This is a genomic window from Actinomadura miaoliensis (assembly GCF_039536785.1).
In the GTDB taxonomy this organism is placed as follows: domain Bacteria; phylum Actinomycetota; class Actinomycetes; order Streptosporangiales; family Streptosporangiaceae; genus Spirillospora; species Spirillospora miaoliensis.
In genome coordinates this window covers 55,274-72,539 of sequence record NZ_BAAAZG010000048.1, presented here as the reverse complement: position 1 = coordinate 72,539, position 17,266 = coordinate 55,274, and the positions used below count along the sequence as shown (strand labels likewise).

The window sequence follows — 17,266 nt, the reverse complement described above, 5'->3', positions numbered from 1 at the left end:
GCCCGGAAGCGGGCATCGCGGTCCTGGGGGGAGACGGTGATGCGGGCGTGGAGCGTGCGGGAGCCCGGGCCGATCGCGACCGGGCCGCTGCGGCCGGTGCACCGGGACGTGCCCGAGCCCGGCGGCGGCGAGCTGCTGCTGCGGGTCCGGGCGTGCGGGGTGTGCCGCACCGACCTGCACGTGGCCGAGGGCGACCTGCCGGTGCACCTGCCGGGCGTGACCCCCGGGCACGAGATCGTCGGCGAGGTGGTCACGGCGGGCGCGGGCTGCCGGCACGCGCCGGGCGACCGGGTCGGCGCGGCGTGGCTGCGCGGCACCTGCGGCGCGTGCCGGTACTGCCGCCGCGGCGCCGAGAACCTGTGCCCGTACTCCTCCTACACCGGCTGGGACGCCCACGGCGGATACGCCGAGTACACGATCGCGCGCGACGCCTACGTCTACGACCTGCCCGCGCATCGCGGCGACCTGGAGGTGGCGCCGCTGCTGTGCGCCGGGATCATCGGCTACCGGGCGCTGCGCCGCGCCGCGCTGCCGCCGGGCGGGCGGCTGGGGATCTGGGGCTTCGGCGGGTCCGCGCATCTGGCGGCCCAGATCGCGATGGCCGAGGGGGCGACCGTGCACGTGTTCACCCGGGCGGCCGCCGCCCGCACCCTGGCCAGGGCGCTGGGGGCCGCGTCCGCGGGCGACTCGTTCGACCCCGCGCCCGAGCCGCTGGACTCGGCGATCGTGTTCGCCCCGGCCGGAGAGCTGGTCCCGGTCGCCCTGGAACGGCTGGACCGGGGCGGCACCCTGGCGATCGCCGGGATCCACCTGACGGACGTGCCGGCGCTCGACTACCGGCGTCACCTGTTCCAGGAGCGGCAGGTCCGGTCGGTCACCGCCAACACCCGGGCGGACGGGGAGGAGTTCCTGCGCCTGGCGGGACGGCTGCCGCTGCGCGTCGCCGGCGCGCCCTACGAGCTGTCCGACGCCGACCGGGCCCTGGCCGACCTGGCCGCCGACCGGGTCGAGGGCGCCGCCGTCCTGCTCGCCGGCTGACCGCCCGCGTGACCGTCCCGGCACCGGGGACGCGGGTCCCGGCACCGGGGACGCGGGTCAGCCGGGCGCCATGCGCGGCCGGCGGTGCCAGACGTGCTCGGCGCCGTGCGGGCGGACCAGCGCCAGCGCCTCCCGGGCCGAGGTCTCCGGCGCCGCGGTGGTGTCGACCACGGTCGCGCCGGGCCACGGACGGGCGTCGGCGGTCATCGCCGCCGCGACGGCGGCGTCGGCGTCGGACGCGCCGCGCGGGCGGGTGCGCAGCCGTTCCGCGGCGACCTCCGGCGGCGCCTCGCAGCGCAGGGCGAACAGGTCGGCGTGCTCGTGCCGCGCCGCCTCGGCGGCCGCGTCGCGGTGCTCGGGGGCGGTCCACGAGGCGTCCAGGACGACGCTCTCGCCCAGGCGCAGCAGGCGCCGGGCGCGGTCGATCAGCTCGGTGTAGGTGCGGTGCGTCCAGGCCGGATCGTAGATGCCCTCCCGGTAGGCGGCGGCCGCGGGCTGCTCCGGCGCCAGTCCGGCCAGTTCCTTGCGGACGCGGTCGCTGCCGAGCAGGGTGCAGCCCAGCCGGTCGGCCAGCGCGCCGGCCAGCGTCGTCTTGCCGGTGCCGGGCGCCCCGCCGACCAGGATCAGCGAGACGGCCCCGGCGCGCAGGTGCCGCAGCGCCACCTGCGCGAGCGCGCCCGCCTCGGCGGCCGCGTCCGGGTCGCCCTGGGCGTGCCGCAGGCAGGCCACCTTGGCGCGGACGAAGGCGCGGTAGGCCACGTAGTGGTGGCGCAGCGACGGCGGCGCCGGGTCGGCGGCGAAGTCGGCGTACCAGGCGACGAAGCGTTCGGCCAGGCCGGGCGCGCCCAGGCGCTCCAGGTCCATGGCCAGGAACGCGGCGTCGTCGAGCCCGTCGAGCGAGCGCAGGCGGTCGTCGAACTCCAGGCAGTCCAGCACGCGCGGCCCGTCGTCCAGGCAGAAGATGTCGCCGGCCAGCAGGTCGCCGTGCCCGTCGACGACGCGGCCGTCGGCGATGCGGGCGTCGAACAGCGGCCCGCGCCCGGCCAGGAAGCGCATGGCGCGCTGCTCGGTCTCCAGCGCGTCGGCGGTGTCGATCGACGTGCCGTGGAACGGCCTCACCTGCTGGAAGCCGTCGGCCCACCGGCCCTGGAGGGCGTCCCGGGTGCCCTCGGCCGAGATGCCGGGGCCGCGCGGCGCCATGGAATGCCAGCTCGCCAGGGCGTGCGCCACCGACCGCACCGCGTCGTCCACCGGCACGTGCGCGGCCACCAGGCGCGACAGGCGCCGCTCGGCCGGCATCCGGCGCATCACGACCAGGTGGTCGCAGGGTTCGCCGGCGGGACCGTGGACGTCGGCGACGCCGAGATACACGTCGGGGGCGAACCTGCGGTTCAGCTCCACCTCCCGGTGGCAGGCGCGTTCGCGCGCCTCGCGCGTGGTGAAGTCCAGGAAGCCCAGGCTCACCGGTTTCTTCAGCTTGTAGGCGCGGTCGGCGGCGAAGAAGACGATCCCGATGTGGGTCTCGCTCACGGCGGCGGGCGGCGCGGCGTCCATCGCCCTCACACCCGGCGGTAGGACTCTGGAATGGTGTCGTCCTGCTTGTAGTAGAGCAGTTCCCGCACGTCGACCACGCCCTCCGTGGCCGCGGCCAGCCGGACCAAAACCGGGATCATGCTGCGCCGGTCGACCCGCCCGGTCAGCTGGACCACCCCGTCCTGGACGCGGACGGCGACCTGGGAGGGGTCCTGCCAGAGCCGGTCCACCAGGACCTCGCGGATGATCTCCTCGCGGATGTCGTCGTCGGAGCGCAGGAAGACGCGCAGCAGGTCGGCCCGGGTGACGATGCCGGCCGGGCGGCCGTCCGCGTCCACCACCGGGGCCTGCTTGAACCCGTGCCGGGCCAGCAGCCGGGCGGCCTCGGCGACCGAGGAGTCCTTCGACACGGTGACGGCGGGGCCGCTCATCAGGCCCCGGGCGTCCACGGCGCCGGCCTTGGCGTGCACGCGGCGGCGCCGCAGCGACTCCAGCAGCGTCCGCGGGCCCTCCGCGTCCTTGTACTCCTGCTTGCGCAGCAGGTCGGCGTCGGTGACGATGCCGGTCACCCGGCCGTCCTGGCCGACCACGGGCACGGCGTGGATGCCGTGCTCGGCCATGGCCTCCACGATCTCGATGAAGGGCGTCTCCTCGGCGACGGTCACCACCCGCGCGGTCATGACGTCGGCGACCTTGCGTCGTCGCATGTTCCCTCCCGGGGCCTTTCGTAGGTCTTCAGCCTTGCTGGGCAGGTCCGGACGGCGTAGTGCCGAGCGGCCCGGCGGCCACGCGCTCGTCGCGGCGGCCCCGGCGTCAGGCCGTCTGGCGGCTCGCGGCGTGATCCGCGCAGATCACCACCTCGCAGGCGGCCCTCTCCAGCACCACGGGCACGGTGGCCCCGCCGAGCGGGTTGCCGTGCTCGGAGTGCTTGCGGGCGCCGATGACCAGCAGTTCGGCGCGGCGGCCGGCGGCGGCCAGCACCTGCCCGGGGTCGCCGACCGGTACCCGCAGCCGGGCGGTGAGCCGCCGTGACCGCGGGATCTCGCGTGCGGCCAGGCGGCGCAGGCGCAGCCACTCGACGACGGTGCGCAACGGGCGCGGTCCGCCATCGTGCGAGCCGAGCACATGGATCACGTCCAGCACGGCGTTGCGTCGGTGGGCCTCGGTCACGGCGCGGCGGAGCGCCGCGATCGAGTTGGGCGAACCGTCGACGCCGACGACGACGCATCGCGGACCCGGCATGGCATTCATGATGAACCTCCTGATCGACTCCAGCCTCGCGGCGGCGCGGAGCCGCCGACAGTGCCGACGGGCCCCCGGCGCGCGGGACCTTCGCCCCTTCGGCGGGCGGCCCGCGAGGGGGAGCCTGAGAGGTACGGTTCCGAAGCCACCGCGTGGGGGTGCGCCATGAACGAGATCACCGTGATCCACCGCGCCGGGGACGCGTTCGCCGTCCTGGTCCGCGGGCACGTCATCTGCGTGGACCAGCCGTTCGCGCTCGGCGGCATGGACGACGGCCCGACGCCGGTCGAGCTGTTCGTGGCGAGCCTGGCCGCCTGCGCCGCCCTCCACGGACGGCGCCATCTGCGCGACCACGGCATTCCCGCCGACGGCCTGGAGGTCCGGGGACGGTTCGTCATGAACGCCGGAGCCCGGCCGCACGTCGCCCGCGTCGACCTGAGCGTGCGACCGCCGCACGGCCTGTCGCCGATGATCGTGGCGGGGCTGCGGAACGCCATCGACCGCTGCACGGTGCACAACTCGCTGCTGGACCTGCCGCGCATCACCGTGGACGTCGAGACCGTCGCGGGCACTCCCGTGATCTGAACAACCTCCGTGGTCTTTTGAGCGGGGTCTTTCTGAGAGCGGGGTCTTTCTGAGCGGGGCCTTCCGGCTCCTTCAGCGCCGAGCCGTCGGCGCGTTCACCGGCGGACGCTCCGGTGAGGTGCCCGGTTTCGGCACGACGTGCAGCCGGGGCCTGGGCGGGGTGGCACGGGAGGTACGCGGGGCTCCGGCGTGTTCCGGCGGTGGCGGCACCAGTTCCAGACGGGGACGCGGTGGCACGGCCGCTTCGTTCCTCGGCGGGCCCGTCCGCTGAAGGTCCGTCCGCTGAACGCCGGCCCTGCCGACGTCACGCCGGTAACGGGACAACCGCCTGAGCCAGCCGTGCGGGTGGGGGAAGAGGACGGCCGCTATGGCGGCGAGCAGGGCCCGGTCGACCAGGTCCCGGAAACCGTGACCGGTGCCGCGGGCGCGTGTGGCGTTGCGGTTCATGTCGTCCTTTCCATGGCGCCGTGGTTGGGACGTCACCTTCCAGCCTCCGCGCTCTCACGGCGGCCGCCGTAGGGACCTCGTCCCCCGATGCGGGGGTCTTTGGTCCCGGACGGTTCGGAGGACCAACGTCCCGCCGATCAGGAGACCTAAGCGTCTGTCCGCCCCAGCGCGCCGGGGGTTGAGTCGTAGGTGGCAACCCTTCCTGGAGAAGGCGAGAGGACGATGGCAGTCTCGACCCCCAAGGCCCGTGACGGGCACCGAACGATCCGGCAACCGCACCTGAGCCGGCCCGAGCCGCTGGTCGAATCGCCCGCCGCGCGGTACGTCTGGGCGATCGCCCGGCTGTCGCTCGGCTGGGTGTTCGTGTGGGCGTTCCTGGACAAGACCTTCGGGCTGGGGCACGAGACCCCCGGCGCGAAGGCGTGGCTCAACGGCGGGAGCCCGACCGAGGGGTTCCTCGCGCACGCCCCCAAGGGCCCGTTCGCGGGCTTCTACCGCGACCTGGCCGGCGTCGTCGCGCTCGACTGGCTGTTCATGATCGGCCTCGCCGGGATCGGCGTGGCGCTGGTGCTGGGCATCGGCATGCGGATCGCGGCGGCGGCGGGTGCGCTGCTGCTGGTGATGATGTGGAGCGCGGTGCTGCCCCCGGAGAACAACCCGTTCATGGACGACCATCTGATCTACGCGGTCCTGCTGGTGGGCCTGGCGCTGGTCAGCGCCGGCGACACCCTCGGCCTGGGCCGGTGGTGGGGACGCACCGCCCTGGTACGCCGGCTGCCCGCGCTGAAGTGAGGAGAAGCGAGAAGCGGCGAAGAGCCGGGCGGCAACCGCCCGGCTCTTCGCTGTTCGCTGTCGTGTCGCTTCCCGCGCCTGCCTGCTTCTTCCGCTTCGTTCCGCTCCGGCCGCGGACGGGGTCAGCCCGGCCGGACGGCGGCCGCGGTGACCGCGAACCGCCGGCTCAGCCCGGTGATCCGCAGCAGCCGCACCACCGGGGGCCGGGCGTTGACGATCGTGACCCGGCCGCCGAGCGCCTCGGCGAGGTCGCCGGCGAACGTGAGCGCGCGCAGTCCCTGGGCGTCGCAGAAGTCCAGCCGCCCGGCGTCGACCACCACCCACGGGTGATCCAGGTCCAGCGCGGTGAGCAGCAGGTCGCCGAAGAGCTCCGCGGTGGCGATGTCCAGTTCACCGGCCACGCTCACCACCCTCGTCCCTCCGGGGGCGGTCATGAGCGACATCGTGAAACGGGGCGGATCCTCCGTCGGCGGGCCGTCCACTACCGTCACCGTCTCTCCATCTCTGTCCGGCTGCTGTCGTCGCATCGGTCTTCATGCTCCACTGCGCCGCCCGCGGCTCCGTAGGGGCGAAGGTCCCGGTGTCGGCGGCCGTCGGTCAGCCGAGGGCGCGGCTGAGGGGGGACGGCGCCGGCGGGGGAGGGGCGAGGCGGACGCGCACGTCCACGGCCGCCGTGCCGCGCGGCGTGACGATCACCGGGTTGAGGTCCAGCTCGGCGATCTCGGGGTTGTCGGCGACCAGCCGGGACACCCGCGCCAGCTGGTCCTCCAGGGCGGGCACTGCGGCGGGCGGGCGGCCCCGGTAGCCCGACAGCAGCGGGGCGCAGCGCAGCGAGCGGATCATCTCGCCCGCCTCGCCGTCGAGCAGCGGCGCCGCGCGGAACACCCGGTCGCCGAGCAGGTCGGCGGCGATCCCGCCCATGCCGACCATGACCAGCGGGCCGAACCTGGGGTCCTCCAGCGCGCCGATGATGATCTCGACTCCCGCGCCCGCCATGCGCTGGACGACGGCGCCGGTCATCGCGTCGCCGAGGGCGGCGGCCATGTCCCGGTAGGCGTCCCGGACCTGCTCGGCCGTCCGCAGGTCCAGCCGCACGCCGCCGACGTCGCTCTTGTGGACCAGGGCGGGGCCGGTGGCCTTGAGCGCGACCGGCAGGCCGGTCAGCGCGGCGGCCTCGACGGCGCCCTCCGGCCCGTCCACGCTGATCGTCTCGGCCATGGCGATGCCGTAGTGCCCCAGCAGCCGGTGCGCCGTCTCCGGGTCCAGCCAGCGGCCCGACGGCGTGCAGCGCAGCTCCGCCTCGATGAGCGAACGCGCCCGTCCCGGCCGTATGCCGGGCGGCTCGGCCGCCGGGGACGCGGGCCGGCCGCGCCACTCGGCCTGGTCCACCGCGTGCCGCAGCGCCGTGACCGCCTGCTCGGGGTAGGCGTACGCGGGGACCTGGACGGCGCCGTCGTCGATCAGGGAGTCCTCGCCGACGACGCAGGCCAGCACCGGTTTGTCCGCGCCGTGCGCCGCCGCGGCGATCGCCGCCTTGGAGGCCGCGGCGCCGGAACCGAACGGCGGGGTGTAGACGGCGATGACCGCGTCGACGCCCGGGTCGGCCAGCACCGTCCGCAACGCCTCGGTGAGCTGCGCCGCGCCGCCGTCGGCGGTCAGGTCCACCGGGTTCGCGACGGCCGCCGACGGGCCCAGGGCCCGGCGCAGCGCGCTGCGGGTCGCCGCGGCCAGCTCGGGCACCTCGAGACCGCACGCCGCGCAGGCGTCGGCGGCCAGCACGCCCGGCCCGCCGGAGTTGCCCACCACGGCCACGCGCCGGCCGCGCGGAAGCGGCTGGCAGGCCAGCAGGCGGGCGGTGTCCAGCAGGTCCCGGACCGTCTCGACGCGCACGACCCCGGCGCGGCGCAGCAGCGCGTCCACCGCGATGTCCGAGGTGGCCGCGGCGGCGGTGTGCGACCGGACGGCACGGCCGCCCGCGTCCGACCGGCCGCTCTTGAGCACCACGACGGGCTTGCGGGCCCCGACCCGGCGCGCCAGCGCGGCGAACTTGCGCGGGTTGCCGAACGACTCCAGATACAGCGCGACGACCGAGGTGTCGGGGTCGTCCTCCCAGTACTGCAGCAGGTCGTTGCCGCTGATGTCGGCCTTGTTGCCGGCCGACACGAAGCTGGACACCCCCAGCCCCGTCGCGCCGGCCTGCTCCAGCAGCGCCGAGCCGACCGCACCGGACTGCGACATCACCGCCAGCCGCCCGCGCGCCGGAATGGCGGGCAGGAAGCTCGCGTTCAGGCCGTCGGCGGTGTTGACGATGCCCAGGCAGTTGGGCCCGACCAGGCGCATGCCCGCGTCGCGGCAGATCGCCAGCAGCTCGGCCTCCCGCCGGACGCCCTCGGCGCCCGTCTCGGCGAACCCGGCCGACACCACGACCAGCGCCTGCACCCCGTGCTCGGCGCAGTGGCGGGCCACCTTGGGCACCGCCTCGGCGGGCGTCGCCACGACCGCCAGGCACACCCCGCCGGGGACGGCCGACACGGTGGGGAACGCGGGGAGCCCGAGGATCTCGTCGGTGTGCGGGTTGACCGGGTAGATCGCCCCGGAGTAGCCGCCGTCCAGCAGGTTGCGCAGGATCCGGTGGCCCACGGTCCGCGGGTCGCGGCTCGCGCCGATCACCGCCACCGACCACGGCCGCAGCACCCGCTTCAGCGACGCCACCCCGGCGGTGTGCTCGCGCGCCTCGATCGCGGTGACGAGCTCGCCGGTGCACGCCAGGGGGAAGCCGATGTCGTACTCGTGGTCGCCGAACCGCCGCCGCACCCGGAACCCGGCCGTGGCCAGCAGCTCCATCATCGCCCGGTTCTCCCACAGCACGGTCGCGGTGAACTCGGCGATCCCACGGGCGTCCGCCTCGATCGCCAGCTGCTCCAGCAGCAGCGTGCCCAGGCCGCGCCCGTGCATCCGGTCGTCGACCAGGACCCCGATCTCCGCGCGGCCGCCGTCGTCGGGGATCATCTCCGCCAGGCCCATCGCCTGCCCGCCCATGAAGGCCACCAGGGCGTGCCCCGGCCACCCGTCGCCGGTGACCCGGTCGACGTAGGCGTGCGGGGTGCGCAGGCCGCCGGTGAAGAAACGCAGGTACGCCGACTGCTCGGACAGCCGGTCCACCAGGGCGTGCAGCGCCGCGCCGTCCGACCGCGCCAGCGGCCGGATGTGGACCATCGAGCCGTCGCGCAGCAGCGCGTGCTCACCCGCGTCGGTCATGGGAGCCGACATCATCTGCCTCCAGGGCCACGAAGGCGGCCCGAGCGTCCCCGGACCGCGAGCCATTGCGGCCTTCACGACATCAGCCGGAGGGAACAGGGCGGCAGGGGCGAAGGTCCCCGGGGAGGAGAGGGAGGTCCCCCGGAGGGGGGACCGGTTCCCCCGAGGGGCCGGCTCCTCATGCGGCACCCACCGGCGGTCGCTCGCGGGGCGCTTGGGATCCGGGTCATCCGTCTTGGCGACGATGGGTCTTGCGGCCGCAGTGGCCGTCTCATCCCGTCCCGGTCCCGGCGGTTCCTCTGCGCCGTCGGTGGGTGTCGCTTACATACTGCCCGCCTCCCTCCGGGGGGACGACCGCCATTGGCCCCGCGACGCCGGGACCAAGGTCCCGCCTGCCCGCACGCGTCCGGTGGCGTGCGGAGGTCCCCCTCACCTCGGGCCTTTCGCCTCTGGGGCGGGTCTCGGACGCGGGGATGCGATGGGACGAGGACGTACGGAACCGGGAGGCGCCATGAGCAGGGGCTCGTACGTGCTCGTCGGCTATGACGGGACCAAGCAGAGCGCATACGCGGTGGGGTGGGCGGCGACGGAGGCCCGGCTGCGGCGGCTGCCGCTGACCGTCGTGCACTCCTGGCGCTGGCCGTACCCCATCAGCCACATCGACTACGAGGGCGCGGCGATCGTCAAGCGCATGGGCGAGCACGTCCTGGACCACGGCGTGGCCCTGGCCGAGCGCTCCGCGCCCGGGGTGCGGATCCACGGGCGGCTCACGGACGGACCGGCGTACGCGGCGCTGCTGGCGGCGGGCGACGACGCCGAGGTGATCGTCATCGGCTCGCACGAGCAGGCCCGCCTGCCGGTGGCCTCGACGGCGCTCCAGCTCCCGGCCCGGGCCCGCTGCCCCGTGGTCGTCGTGCGCGCCCCCGCCACCGGTCACCGGCGCGTGGTCGCCGGGGTCGACGGCTCGGCGGGCGGCGACGCGGCCCTGGCCTTCGCGTTCGAGCAGGCGGCCCTGCGCGGCTGGAGCCTGCTGGCGGTGTACGGCTGCTGGGAGCCGGGCGCGGTGCCGCGCGAGGAGCTGGACATGTTCCACGACGACGAGAAGCTCAAGCGGGTCTGCGGCGCCCGGCTGGAACGGGCCGTGGCCCCCTACCGGGTGCGCTATCCGCAGGTCGACGCGTGGACGTCGCTGGTCCTCGACCCGCCCCGCGAGGCCCTGTTCGACGCGGCCGACAACGCCGATCTCGTCGTGGTCGGCAACCGGGGCCGGGGAACCGTCGACCCGCTGCTGCTGGGGGCCACCAGCAGCGCCCTGCTGCAGCACGCGCCGTGCTCGGTCGCCATCGTCCAGCCCACCCACGCCGAGACAGGCGAGACCCGCGAGGGATGACCGGGCGATGCCGGAAGTGATGACGACCAGGACACCACCGACCTGACCGGCGACCACGCCGAGCGGTGGCACCTGTGGGACTCGTGCGCCCTGCGGGCCGAGCAGGCCCGGGCCGGGCGGGCAGGAGGAGACGAGGAGGGCGGGTTCAACCGGCGTAGCGGCGGTCGAGCTGCTCCCACGCCCTGTCCCACGACGCGGCGCGACGGCGGTCGCACACGCGCCGGGTCAGCGTGTACACGAGCGCCAGGGGCGCGCCGACGCCCATGACGGAGTAGCAGGCGGCCAGCGCCGCGTTCACCACGACCTGCTCTCGCCGCAGCGGCTGGCCGACGAGGTCTCCGGAGGCGTTCACCCAGATGCGCCGGGAGCCGTCCTTGCCGGCGGACGGCCACGCCGGGATCTCCCCGCTACGGGCCGTTCCGTCCGGTGCGCGCCAGCGCGCCCAGACCGTGGACGGCGACTGGTCGCCGGTGGTCGCGACGGCGCCCGCCGGACGCCGCGTGATCGTCGCCACGGCCGGGTACCGGCCGACCTTCTGGGCGGCCTCGTCCCGCAGGCCCGTCCGGTAGGAGTGGCCCGCCGCCCAGACCGCCAGCGGCGCCGCCAGTGCCAGGAACACGACGACGAGCGCGACGCCGACGGCGCGTTGCGCGCGGTCGACGGGACGCCGCAGGTCGCTGTGGCCGAATCCGAGCCTGCGGACGAGCCCGCGGACGAGCGGGCGCACCCGGGCGAGCGGACGCGGCCGGGCACCGGCGCGGGTCGGATGTGATCGTCGCATGGCTCCTCCCTCGGTCCTCACCGACGCTAGAAGCCGGCGGCACGGGCCGGGAGGGGCTTTGTGCCCTGCCCCGGCGGACCGAAAGGCTTCTTCCCACGGAGGCCGGGCAGTCGAAACCTTCGCCGCGGTCGCGGGGCCGTGTTCCTGCCCGGGGACGGTGGGCGAGGCCGGCCTGGCGCCGGCACGCTCCCCCGCGGCCGTCGCGACCGCTAGATGGACTTCTCGCCCGGGTAGAGGTGTTCGACGTACACGCCGCCCGGATGCAGGGGAAGGCGGCGGCCGGACACGTGGCGGATCGCGATGCGCACGTAGTCGGGCTTGGGATCCGGCGCCCACGGCGCCAGCCGCAGGGACTCCAGCCGGCGCAGCTCGTCGGCGTCGGTGATGATCGTGGCGGGGCCCTCGGCCACGACGCTCCAGCCCGTCTTCAGGGCCGGCTCCACGTCGTCGGCCTCGAAGGTGATGGGACGTCCCGCCGCGACGGCGGCGAGCTTGGCGCCCGCGGCGCTGCGGAAGACGACGGTGTCGCCGTCCAGCACGAAGTTCACCGGCAGCACCGTCACCCGGCCCCGGTCGTCGGCCCAGGCGACCCGGCCGATCGGGACGCCGCCCAGCAGGACCAGGCAGGTCTCGCGGTCCAGCACCTGGATCGGCTCCTGTCCGCCGGGCATCGTCAGAAGTCCTCGATCATGGACTGTTCGGCCGGGCGGCGCACGCTCGCCCGCGCGGCCTCGGCCCTGCCGAGCCGCAGCAGCATCTGCGGGTGCCGGCCCCGGCAGAACCGGCCGCGGACCAGCGCGCGCAGCTCCGGGATCTCCAGGGCCTGCGTGTGGAAGGCGGCCGAGACGTCCTCCTGCGCCCCGCGCAGCAGGATTCGTTGCAGCGCCTGCCCGGCCCGCAGCCAGTCGCCCGGCGCGTCCCCGGACGTGGTGATCAGCATCACCAGGCCCGTCACCTGCTCCTGCGCGCTCCCCGCGCCGGCGCCGGGGGCCGACCCCCAGCCCTGGCCGCGGGAGAAGTCGCGCCCGGGGAAGTAGGGCTCGGTGCGCCGCTCCCGCCGCGGATAGGCCTCCTCGTGCACGCCCTCCGGACGCGAGGTGCCCGGCCGGGGCGCCCAGCGGGCCGACTCGCGCAGGTAGGACGCGTCGAGCTGCTGCAGGTGCTCGGCCGCCTCCGTCAGCGCGGCCAGGACGCGCAGGGCGTGCGGGTCCTCGACGACCAGCAGCCCGGCGCCCTCCCGCTGCGCCTCCAGCCGCATCTTCGCCTGCAGGGCGGGGGAGACGCCGGGACCGGGCACGAAACCGCCGCGGTGGGTGCGCCGCCGCCGGATCTGGTCGTACAGCCGCCGGTCGTCGTCGTTCTCGGCGATCCGGGCGCCGAGGATGACGTCGGCGAGCAGGTTGGGACGGTCCGGGTCCGGCAGGAGGCGCACCTCCGGCTCGTATCCGAGCCACCGGACCGCGACCCGCAGGCTGAGCAGGGCCGCGCCGCAGCTGATCACCATCTCCCGGCCGGTGGGGTCGGCGACGCCGAGCCGCCGGTCCGGATCGGCGCGCAACGTGATGCGGGATCCGCGGTGGCTGAAGCTCCAGGGCTGGGTGTTGTGCACCGACGGTGCCCAGACCGCGGCTTCGACCGCCCGCCGGACGTCCTCCGCCGGCGTCTCGGAGACGTTCCGGACCCGCGGCCACCTCGGTTCCATGCTGACTCCTCGTGCCGACTACAGGCCCAGTACATCGACCGTCGCCCTTCGCAATAAGGGGCGAACGACTCATTTCGGGCGCCGTACGTCCCGGCGCCGCCATGTTTCGGATGTCCGCAGCGGCCACTTCCGGTCATCGATCCGTGTAGCCATCCGGGACCGCCGAGCGCCCACGTGGCTTGGCGTCGGCACGCGCGACAACCGGCACCAGAAGGCCGGCGCCCTGAACCAGGTCCTGGACCGGCTGCTGCCGATCCTCGGCCCCCACGACGCGATCATGGTGATGGACGCCGACTCGGCGCTGGACCCGGGGTTCGTCCGCCACGGGCTGGCGTACCTGGCGAGCGGCCGCCACGCCGCGGTGGGCGGCACGTTCACCGGCAAGCCGGGCGGCGGACTGGTCGGCATGTTCCAGCGCAACGAGTACGCCCGGTACGCGCGGGACGTGCGGCGGCTGGGCGGCAAGGCCCTGGTGCTGACCGGCACGGCCACCATCTTCCGCGCCGCCACGCTGCAGGAGGTCGTCGCCGCCCGCGGCGAGCGGCGGCTGCCCGGCCTCCCGCACGTCTACGTGCCCCGGCTCTCGTCGTCGGCGCATCATGAAGCGGTGGACCGCTTCCGGGTGATGGGCGTGGACGCGTGCCGGACGGGCTGGATCGGCGTCGTCCTGACCGGCGGCGCGCCGATCGCCTGCCACGCCACGGAGATCGGCGACCTGGCCGCCACCGCCGCCCGTGACGCACCGCTCGACGTCATCGCCGTCGACATCCCCATCGGCCTGGCGGACACGGGCCGGCGCCGCGCCGACGAGCTCGCCCGCGAGGCCGCCGGGCCCCGGTGGGCGTCGGTGTTCATGACACCGGTCAGAACCGCGTTGCGCGCCGCCGACTACGCCACCGCCGCCAGGGAGAGCCGGCGGATCTGCGGCACCGGCATCTCCGCCCAGTCCTACGCGCTCAGAGGCAAGATCCTGCAGGTCGACCGGTGGATCCGCCGGGCCGGGACGCGGGTCGTCGAGGCGCACCCCGAGGTGTGCTTCGCCGAGATGGCCGCGCTGTCGGGCGGCCCCCTCACCGCGGGCAAGAAGTCATGGGCCGGGATGCGGCAGCGCGCCGCGCTCCTGGCCCGTCAGGGCATCGACCTTCCGGCCGACCTCGGCGAACCCGGCGCCCTGGCCGGGGCCGACGACGTTCTGGACGCCGCGGCCGCCGCGTGGACGGCCCGCCGGGTGGCCCGGGGGGAGGCCAGGTCCCTGCCCGACCCGCCCCAGGTCTTCTCCGACGGCCTGCCGTGCGCGATCTGGGTCTGAACCGCCGCCGGGCCCGGCGCCGGGACGCCGGGGCCGGCCCGCTCGGCGGTCAGTGGCAGTCCCAGTGGCCCTCGTGGGCGGCGTGGCGATGCCCGTCGTGCAGGTAGTCCACGTGGTCGTCGTGCGGGACGGCGACGTGTCCGCAGCCGGGCCCGTGCTGGTGCTCGTGCTCCTTGTGGGCCATGTGCCCCTTCGGCGCGCACTCGTCGACGTGATCCTCGTGCAGGACGTGGAAGTGCCCGTCGTGCAGGAAGTCGACATGGTCGTCGTGCGGGACGGCCACATGCCCACATCCCTCGCCGTGGACGTGCGAGTGCTCGCGGTGGGTGCGATGCCCGGTGGCAGCCGTCATGGCCGATCTCCTCGTTGAGCAGGTGTTCCGGCATCCGAAACGGTCGACACCCCGGGTCCTACCCGCCACGGCGACGGAGGCACGTTTTCGAACGAAGCGGGCGTGCCCGCCGTTCCCGCCCCGGGGTGAGATGCCGGAGTTTGGGGGTAGGGGGTGCGGACGCGACCGTATGGCTAGGGGGAAGCCATGACAGGCGATACGGCGGGCGCACGGCCCGGCAACTCCGTGACCTTCGTGGGCAACGCCACCACCATCATCCGCTGCGGCGGTTTCACGCTGCTGACCGACCCGAACTTCCTGCGCCGGGGCGAGCGCGCACACCTCGGCTACGGCATCACCACCACGCGGCTGCGCGACCCGGCCCTGACGGTGGACGAGCTGCCCGACCTCGACGGCGTGGTGCTGTCGCACCTGCACGAGGACCACTGGGACAGGGTGGCCGAGCGGAACCTGGAGCGGAACCTGCCCATCCTCACCACCGGCGCCGCCGCGCGCACCCTGCGCGCCCGCGGATTCGGCCAGGCGATCGGGCTGCGCACCTGGCAGCCGCACGAACTGGTCAAGGGCGACCGGATGGTGCGCGTCACCGCCATGCCGGGCCGGCACGCGCCCGGTCAGCTGCGGCGCCTGCTGCCGCCGGTGATGGGCTCGCTGCTGGAGTTCGGCCCCCGCGGCGGCCCGCCCGACCTGCGGCTCTACATCAGCGGCGACACGCTGATGTACGACGGGATCGCCGAGATCGGGCGGCGCTATCCGGACATCGACGTCGGCATCGTGCACCTGGGCGGCACCCGGCTGATGGGGCTGCTGACGGTGACCATGGACGGGCGGCAGGGCGCCGAGTGGCTGGAGACGGTGCGGTGCGCCACCGCGATCCCCGTTCACTACGACGACTACACCGTCATGAAGTCGCCCCTGTCGGACTTCGAGCGCGAGGTCGAACGGCGCGGTCTCGAAGGAAGGGTGCGCTACCTGCGCCGTGGCGAGCAGTTCCAGCTCGTCCCCGCGCACCACTAGCGCTCCGTCACAACTTCGTGGCGAGTCGCGCGGGGCTCGTCCCGGCGGGGATGCGGGCGTCCGGCCCCCGCCATTCCAGGAGCAGCACGCTGGCGTCGTCGTCGAGCCGGCCGGCGTGATGGTCCAGGATGCTGCGGATGAGACGGCGCAGCGTCTCCGGGACGGGCAGCCCGTCGGCGTTGCGGCGGATGATGAAGTCGACGAAGCGGTGCAGGCCGAACTCCTGTCCGCGGCTGTTGCGGGCCTCGACGATGCCGTCGGTGTAGAGCAGGATGCGGTCGCCGGGTTCCAGCTGTTCCTGGCACAGCGCGGCGTCGCTGCCCAGCCCCGTGCCCAGCGGGGCGGTCGGCGGGCAGTCCAGGGTGGTGACCCAGCGGCCGTTGCGGATCACCACCGGCGCCGGGTGGCCGTGATTGGTCCACGACAGCAGGCCGGTGCGCGAGTCGAGCTCGGCGAGCAGCGCGGTGACGTAGCTGGTGGCGGCGAACTGCCGTTCCAGGATCTTCTCGATCGCGTCGCCGGTCCCCAGCAGGTCGGCGCCCTGCAGGCGGCTGTTGCGGCAGGTCGCCACGGCCAGGTTGGAGGTCAGCCCCGAGGTGGTGTTGTGGCCCATCGCGTCGAAGATGGCCAGGTGGACGATGTCGCCCGCCAGGCCGTAGTCGAAGGCGTCCCCGCCGAGCTGGTAGGCCGGTTCCAGGAGCGCGCCGATCACCACCCGGTCGTTGGCGAAGGTTCGCGGCGGCATCAGCCGCCACTGCATCTCGGCGGAGACCGTCATGGGCTGGCTGCGCATCAGTTTCGCGTAGGTGTCGCTGAGCGGCCGCTTGCTGACGACGATCAGCCCCACCAGGCCCGCGAGGCGCCACAGAAAGGGCATGACGTCCCGGTCCCCGGGGGGCACGACGATCTTCAGGACGCCCAGCCGTTCGATGCCGTCCAGTATCGGCACCCACCACACGGTGCCGCCGTCGTCGGCCGTGGGGCCCTGAACGCCGGCGACGTTCTGGAACGCCCGTCCTGCCAGGGTCCCTTCGACGCGGATCTCGCCCGGCGCGCACCTGGCGTGCGGCAGCTCCTCCTCGTCGCGTCCCCTCAGCAGGCGCAGCACGCTCTGCTGGATGTCGACGAGGTAGATGAGCGCGTCCCGGTAGCCGGCCCGCCCGGCGATGTCGGCCACCACCACCGGGATCTGCTGCATCGAGATGGCATGGCTGCTGTCGAGCAGCTCGCCGAGCAGTTGGTTGTCCCGGTCAAACTCCATCGGTCTCAGTCCCCCGGACGGGCGGCCGCGGCTGGGCGCGGAACCCGCCTCGGTCCCTACATTCCCGGCATTCACCACGCCATGCGGCCGCTCACGGCCGGTGTCCCGCCCGGACCGGACGCCGCGCGCGGTCCCCGGTCACCGGCGGGGGAGGGCGTCGACCCGGTCGGTCGGCCTGTCCAGCGCCCGCAGCACGGCGCGAAGCTCCTGGCGCTCGGCGGCGGTGATCGGCGCGTCGCACAGGCAGAGGGCCGTGACCAGGTGGTCGACGGCCTTGTCCCAGCGTTCGCCGGCCGCGGCCCGCGTGACCTGCCGCAGGGCCGCGGGGCCGAGCCGGTCGCGGTAGCGGTCGGGCAGGCGCCGTAAGGTCTGCTCCAGCCGGCGCCGTCCCACCGCCGGTACCGTCGCCGGTTCCACGGGGTCGGCGGCCAGCGCCATGGCCAGCGCCCTGGGCGCCCCCATGGTCGGACGCGAGGTGTCGCCGTACAGCGGGGGGTCGTCGTGGGCGGTCAGCCCGAGGAGCCGTAGGAAGTCCTCCATCACGCCCATCGCACACCTC

Annotated in this window: 17 protein-coding genes; 6 read left to right on the top strand and 11 right to left on the bottom strand. The window is 74.8% G+C overall.

All coding sequences use genetic code 11. The features are described from left to right. Window positions 1–39 precede the first annotated feature (39 nt). Window positions 40–1,038, top strand: a complete 999-nt coding sequence (locus ABD811_RS31675; RefSeq protein ID WP_344955116.1) for a zinc-binding alcohol dehydrogenase family protein — start codon at window positions 40–42, stop codon at window positions 1,036–1,038. 57 nt (window positions 1,039–1,095) lie between these two features. Here the strand turns inward: ABD811_RS31675 and ABD811_RS31670 are convergent, their stop codons facing one another. The 3 genes from ABD811_RS31670 to ABD811_RS31660 form a co-directional block, all read right to left on the bottom strand. Then, window positions 1,096–2,592: a bifunctional aminoglycoside phosphotransferase/ATP-binding protein gene (locus ABD811_RS31670; RefSeq protein ID WP_344955114.1), complete on the bottom strand. Its 1,497-nt coding sequence runs from the start codon at window positions 2,590–2,592 to the stop codon at window positions 1,096–1,098. A gap of 5 nt (window positions 2,593–2,597) precedes the next feature. Then, the gene (locus tag ABD811_RS31665; RefSeq protein WP_344955112.1) at window positions 2,598–3,278 is read right to left on the bottom strand and encodes a CBS domain-containing protein; all 681 of its coding nucleotides are present in this window, start codon (window positions 3,276–3,278) and stop codon (window positions 2,598–2,600) included. A gap of 106 nt (window positions 3,279–3,384) precedes the next feature. Further along, entirely contained in the window at window positions 3,385–3,813 is a 429-nt protein-coding gene (locus ABD811_RS31660; RefSeq protein ID WP_344955110.1) for a universal stress protein, read from the bottom strand. 165 nt (window positions 3,814–3,978) lie between these two features. Here ABD811_RS31660 and ABD811_RS31655 point away from each other — a divergent pair, with 165 nt between their 5' ends. Both ABD811_RS31655 and ABD811_RS31650 read left to right on the top strand, forming a co-directional pair. Further along, window positions 3,979–4,398: an OsmC family protein gene (locus ABD811_RS31655; RefSeq protein WP_344955108.1), complete on the top strand. Its 420-nt coding sequence runs from the start codon at window positions 3,979–3,981 to the stop codon at window positions 4,396–4,398. Window positions 4,399–5,067: 669 nt separating this feature from the next. Continuing rightward, the gene (locus ABD811_RS31650) at window positions 5,068–5,637 is read left to right on the top strand and encodes a hypothetical protein (RefSeq protein ID WP_344955106.1); all 570 of its coding nucleotides are present in this window, start codon (window positions 5,068–5,070) and stop codon (window positions 5,635–5,637) included. Between the two features lie 122 nt (window positions 5,638–5,759). Here the strand turns inward: ABD811_RS31650 and ABD811_RS31645 are convergent, their stop codons facing one another. Both ABD811_RS31645 and ABD811_RS31640 read right to left on the bottom strand, forming a co-directional pair. After that, entirely contained in the window at window positions 5,760–6,071 is a 312-nt protein-coding gene (locus tag ABD811_RS31645; protein ID WP_344955104.1) for an STAS domain-containing protein, read from the bottom strand. Between the two features lie 163 nt (window positions 6,072–6,234). Further along, window positions 6,235–8,895, bottom strand: coding sequence for a bifunctional acetate--CoA ligase family protein/GNAT family N-acetyltransferase (locus ABD811_RS31640; RefSeq protein ID WP_344955102.1), 2,661 nt, complete (start codon window positions 8,893–8,895; stop codon window positions 6,235–6,237). A 511-nt stretch (window positions 8,896–9,406) separates the two neighbouring features. On the opposite strand from ABD811_RS31640, the gene ABD811_RS31635 reads away from it, so the two are divergent. After that, the gene (locus ABD811_RS31635) at window positions 9,407–10,285 is read left to right on the top strand and encodes a universal stress protein (RefSeq protein ID WP_344955100.1); all 879 of its coding nucleotides are present in this window, start codon (window positions 9,407–9,409) and stop codon (window positions 10,283–10,285) included. A 145-nt stretch (window positions 10,286–10,430) separates the two neighbouring features. On the opposite strand, the gene ABD811_RS31630 is transcribed toward ABD811_RS31635, so the two are convergent. The 3 genes from ABD811_RS31630 to ABD811_RS31620 all read right to left on the bottom strand — a co-directional run bounded on the left by ABD811_RS31630 (window position 10,431) and on the right by ABD811_RS31620 (window position 12,768). Then, the gene (locus tag ABD811_RS31630) at window positions 10,431–11,066 is read right to left on the bottom strand and encodes an Rv1733c family protein (protein WP_344955098.1); all 636 of its coding nucleotides are present in this window, start codon (window positions 11,064–11,066) and stop codon (window positions 10,431–10,433) included. A 209-nt stretch (window positions 11,067–11,275) separates the two neighbouring features. Further along, window positions 11,276–11,737: a pyridoxamine 5'-phosphate oxidase family protein gene (locus ABD811_RS31625; RefSeq protein WP_344955096.1), complete on the bottom strand. Its 462-nt coding sequence runs from the start codon at window positions 11,735–11,737 to the stop codon at window positions 11,276–11,278. Window positions 11,738–11,739: 2 nt separating this feature from the next. Beyond that, complete coding sequence (locus ABD811_RS31620) at window positions 11,740–12,768, bottom strand: Acg family FMN-binding oxidoreductase (RefSeq protein WP_344955094.1); 1,029 nt, start codon at window positions 12,766–12,768, stop codon at window positions 11,740–11,742. Between ABD811_RS31620 and ABD811_RS31615 the strand changes: the two genes are divergently transcribed. After that, a complete protein-coding gene (locus ABD811_RS31615; protein ID WP_344955093.1) occupies window positions 12,767–14,077 on the top strand; it encodes a DUF429 domain-containing protein in 1,311 nt (436 codons plus the stop codon). The genes ABD811_RS31620 and ABD811_RS31615 overlap by 2 nt on opposite strands. Window positions 14,078–14,126: 49 nt before the next feature. On the opposite strand, the gene ABD811_RS31610 is transcribed toward ABD811_RS31615, so the two are convergent. Next, window positions 14,127–14,429, bottom strand: a complete 303-nt coding sequence (locus ABD811_RS31610) for a hypothetical protein (RefSeq protein ID WP_344955091.1) — start codon at window positions 14,427–14,429, stop codon at window positions 14,127–14,129. Between the two features lie 186 nt (window positions 14,430–14,615). On the opposite strand from ABD811_RS31610, the gene ABD811_RS31605 reads away from it, so the two are divergent. After that, complete coding sequence (locus ABD811_RS31605) at window positions 14,616–15,446, top strand: MBL fold metallo-hydrolase (protein ID WP_344955089.1); 831 nt, start codon at window positions 14,616–14,618, stop codon at window positions 15,444–15,446. A gap of 7 nt (window positions 15,447–15,453) precedes the next feature. On the opposite strand, the gene ABD811_RS31600 is transcribed toward ABD811_RS31605, so the two are convergent. Both ABD811_RS31600 and ABD811_RS31595 read right to left on the bottom strand, forming a co-directional pair. Then, a complete protein-coding gene (locus ABD811_RS31600; protein ID WP_344955087.1) occupies window positions 15,454–16,707 on the bottom strand; it encodes a PP2C family protein-serine/threonine phosphatase in 1,254 nt (417 codons plus the stop codon). A 138-nt stretch (window positions 16,708–16,845) separates the two neighbouring features. Further along, the gene (locus ABD811_RS31595) at window positions 16,846–17,256 is read right to left on the bottom strand and encodes a hypothetical protein (protein ID WP_344955085.1); all 411 of its coding nucleotides are present in this window, start codon (window positions 17,254–17,256) and stop codon (window positions 16,846–16,848) included. Window positions 17,257–17,266 lie beyond the last annotated feature (10 nt).

Excerpts from the sequence above, each read along its gene's own strand:
- ABD811_RS31600 (WP_344955087.1), bottom strand. The coding sequence starts at position 16,707 with ATGGAGTTTGACCGGGACAACCAACTGCTCGGCGAGCTGCTCGACAGC.
- ABD811_RS31625 (WP_344955096.1), bottom strand. The coding sequence starts at position 11,737 with ATGCCCGGCGGACAGGAGCCGATCCAGGTGCTGGACCGCGAGACCTGC.
- ABD811_RS31635 (WP_344955100.1), top strand. The coding sequence starts at position 9,407 with ATGAGCAGGGGCTCGTACGTGCTCGTCGGCTATGACGGGACCAAGCAG.
- ABD811_RS31655 (WP_344955108.1), top strand. The coding sequence starts at position 3,979 with ATGAACGAGATCACCGTGATCCACCGCGCCGGGGACGCGTTCGCCGTC.
- ABD811_RS31645 (WP_344955104.1), bottom strand. The coding sequence starts at position 6,071 with ATGACCGCCCCCGGAGGGACGAGGGTGGTGAGCGTGGCCGGTGAACTG.
- ABD811_RS31615 (WP_344955093.1), top strand. The coding sequence starts at position 12,767 with ATGCTGACTCCTCGTGCCGACTACAGGCCCAGTACATCGACCGTCGCC.
- ABD811_RS31665 (WP_344955112.1), bottom strand. The coding sequence starts at position 3,278 with ATGCGACGACGCAAGGTCGCCGACGTCATGACCGCGCGGGTGGTGACC.
- ABD811_RS31660 (WP_344955110.1), bottom strand. The coding sequence starts at position 3,813 with ATGCCGGGTCCGCGATGCGTCGTCGTCGGCGTCGACGGTTCGCCCAAC.
- ABD811_RS31595 (WP_344955085.1), bottom strand. The coding sequence starts at position 17,256 with ATGGGCGTGATGGAGGACTTCCTACGGCTCCTCGGGCTGACCGCCCAC.
- ABD811_RS31670 (WP_344955114.1), bottom strand. The coding sequence starts at position 2,592 with ATGGACGCCGCGCCGCCCGCCGCCGTGAGCGAGACCCACATCGGGATC.
- ABD811_RS31620 (WP_344955094.1), bottom strand. The coding sequence starts at position 12,768 with ATGGAACCGAGGTGGCCGCGGGTCCGGAACGTCTCCGAGACGCCGGCG.
- ABD811_RS31675 (WP_344955116.1), top strand. The coding sequence starts at position 40 with ATGCGGGCGTGGAGCGTGCGGGAGCCCGGGCCGATCGCGACCGGGCCG.
- ABD811_RS31640 (WP_344955102.1), bottom strand. The coding sequence starts at position 8,895 with ATGACCGACGCGGGTGAGCACGCGCTGCTGCGCGACGGCTCGATGGTC.
- ABD811_RS31630 (WP_344955098.1), bottom strand. The coding sequence starts at position 11,066 with ATGCGACGATCACATCCGACCCGCGCCGGTGCCCGGCCGCGTCCGCTC.
- ABD811_RS31605 (WP_344955089.1), top strand. The coding sequence starts at position 14,616 with ATGACAGGCGATACGGCGGGCGCACGGCCCGGCAACTCCGTGACCTTC.
- ABD811_RS31650 (WP_344955106.1), top strand. The coding sequence starts at position 5,068 with ATGGCAGTCTCGACCCCCAAGGCCCGTGACGGGCACCGAACGATCCGG.
- ABD811_RS31610 (WP_344955091.1), bottom strand. The coding sequence starts at position 14,429 with ATGACGGCTGCCACCGGGCATCGCACCCACCGCGAGCACTCGCACGTC.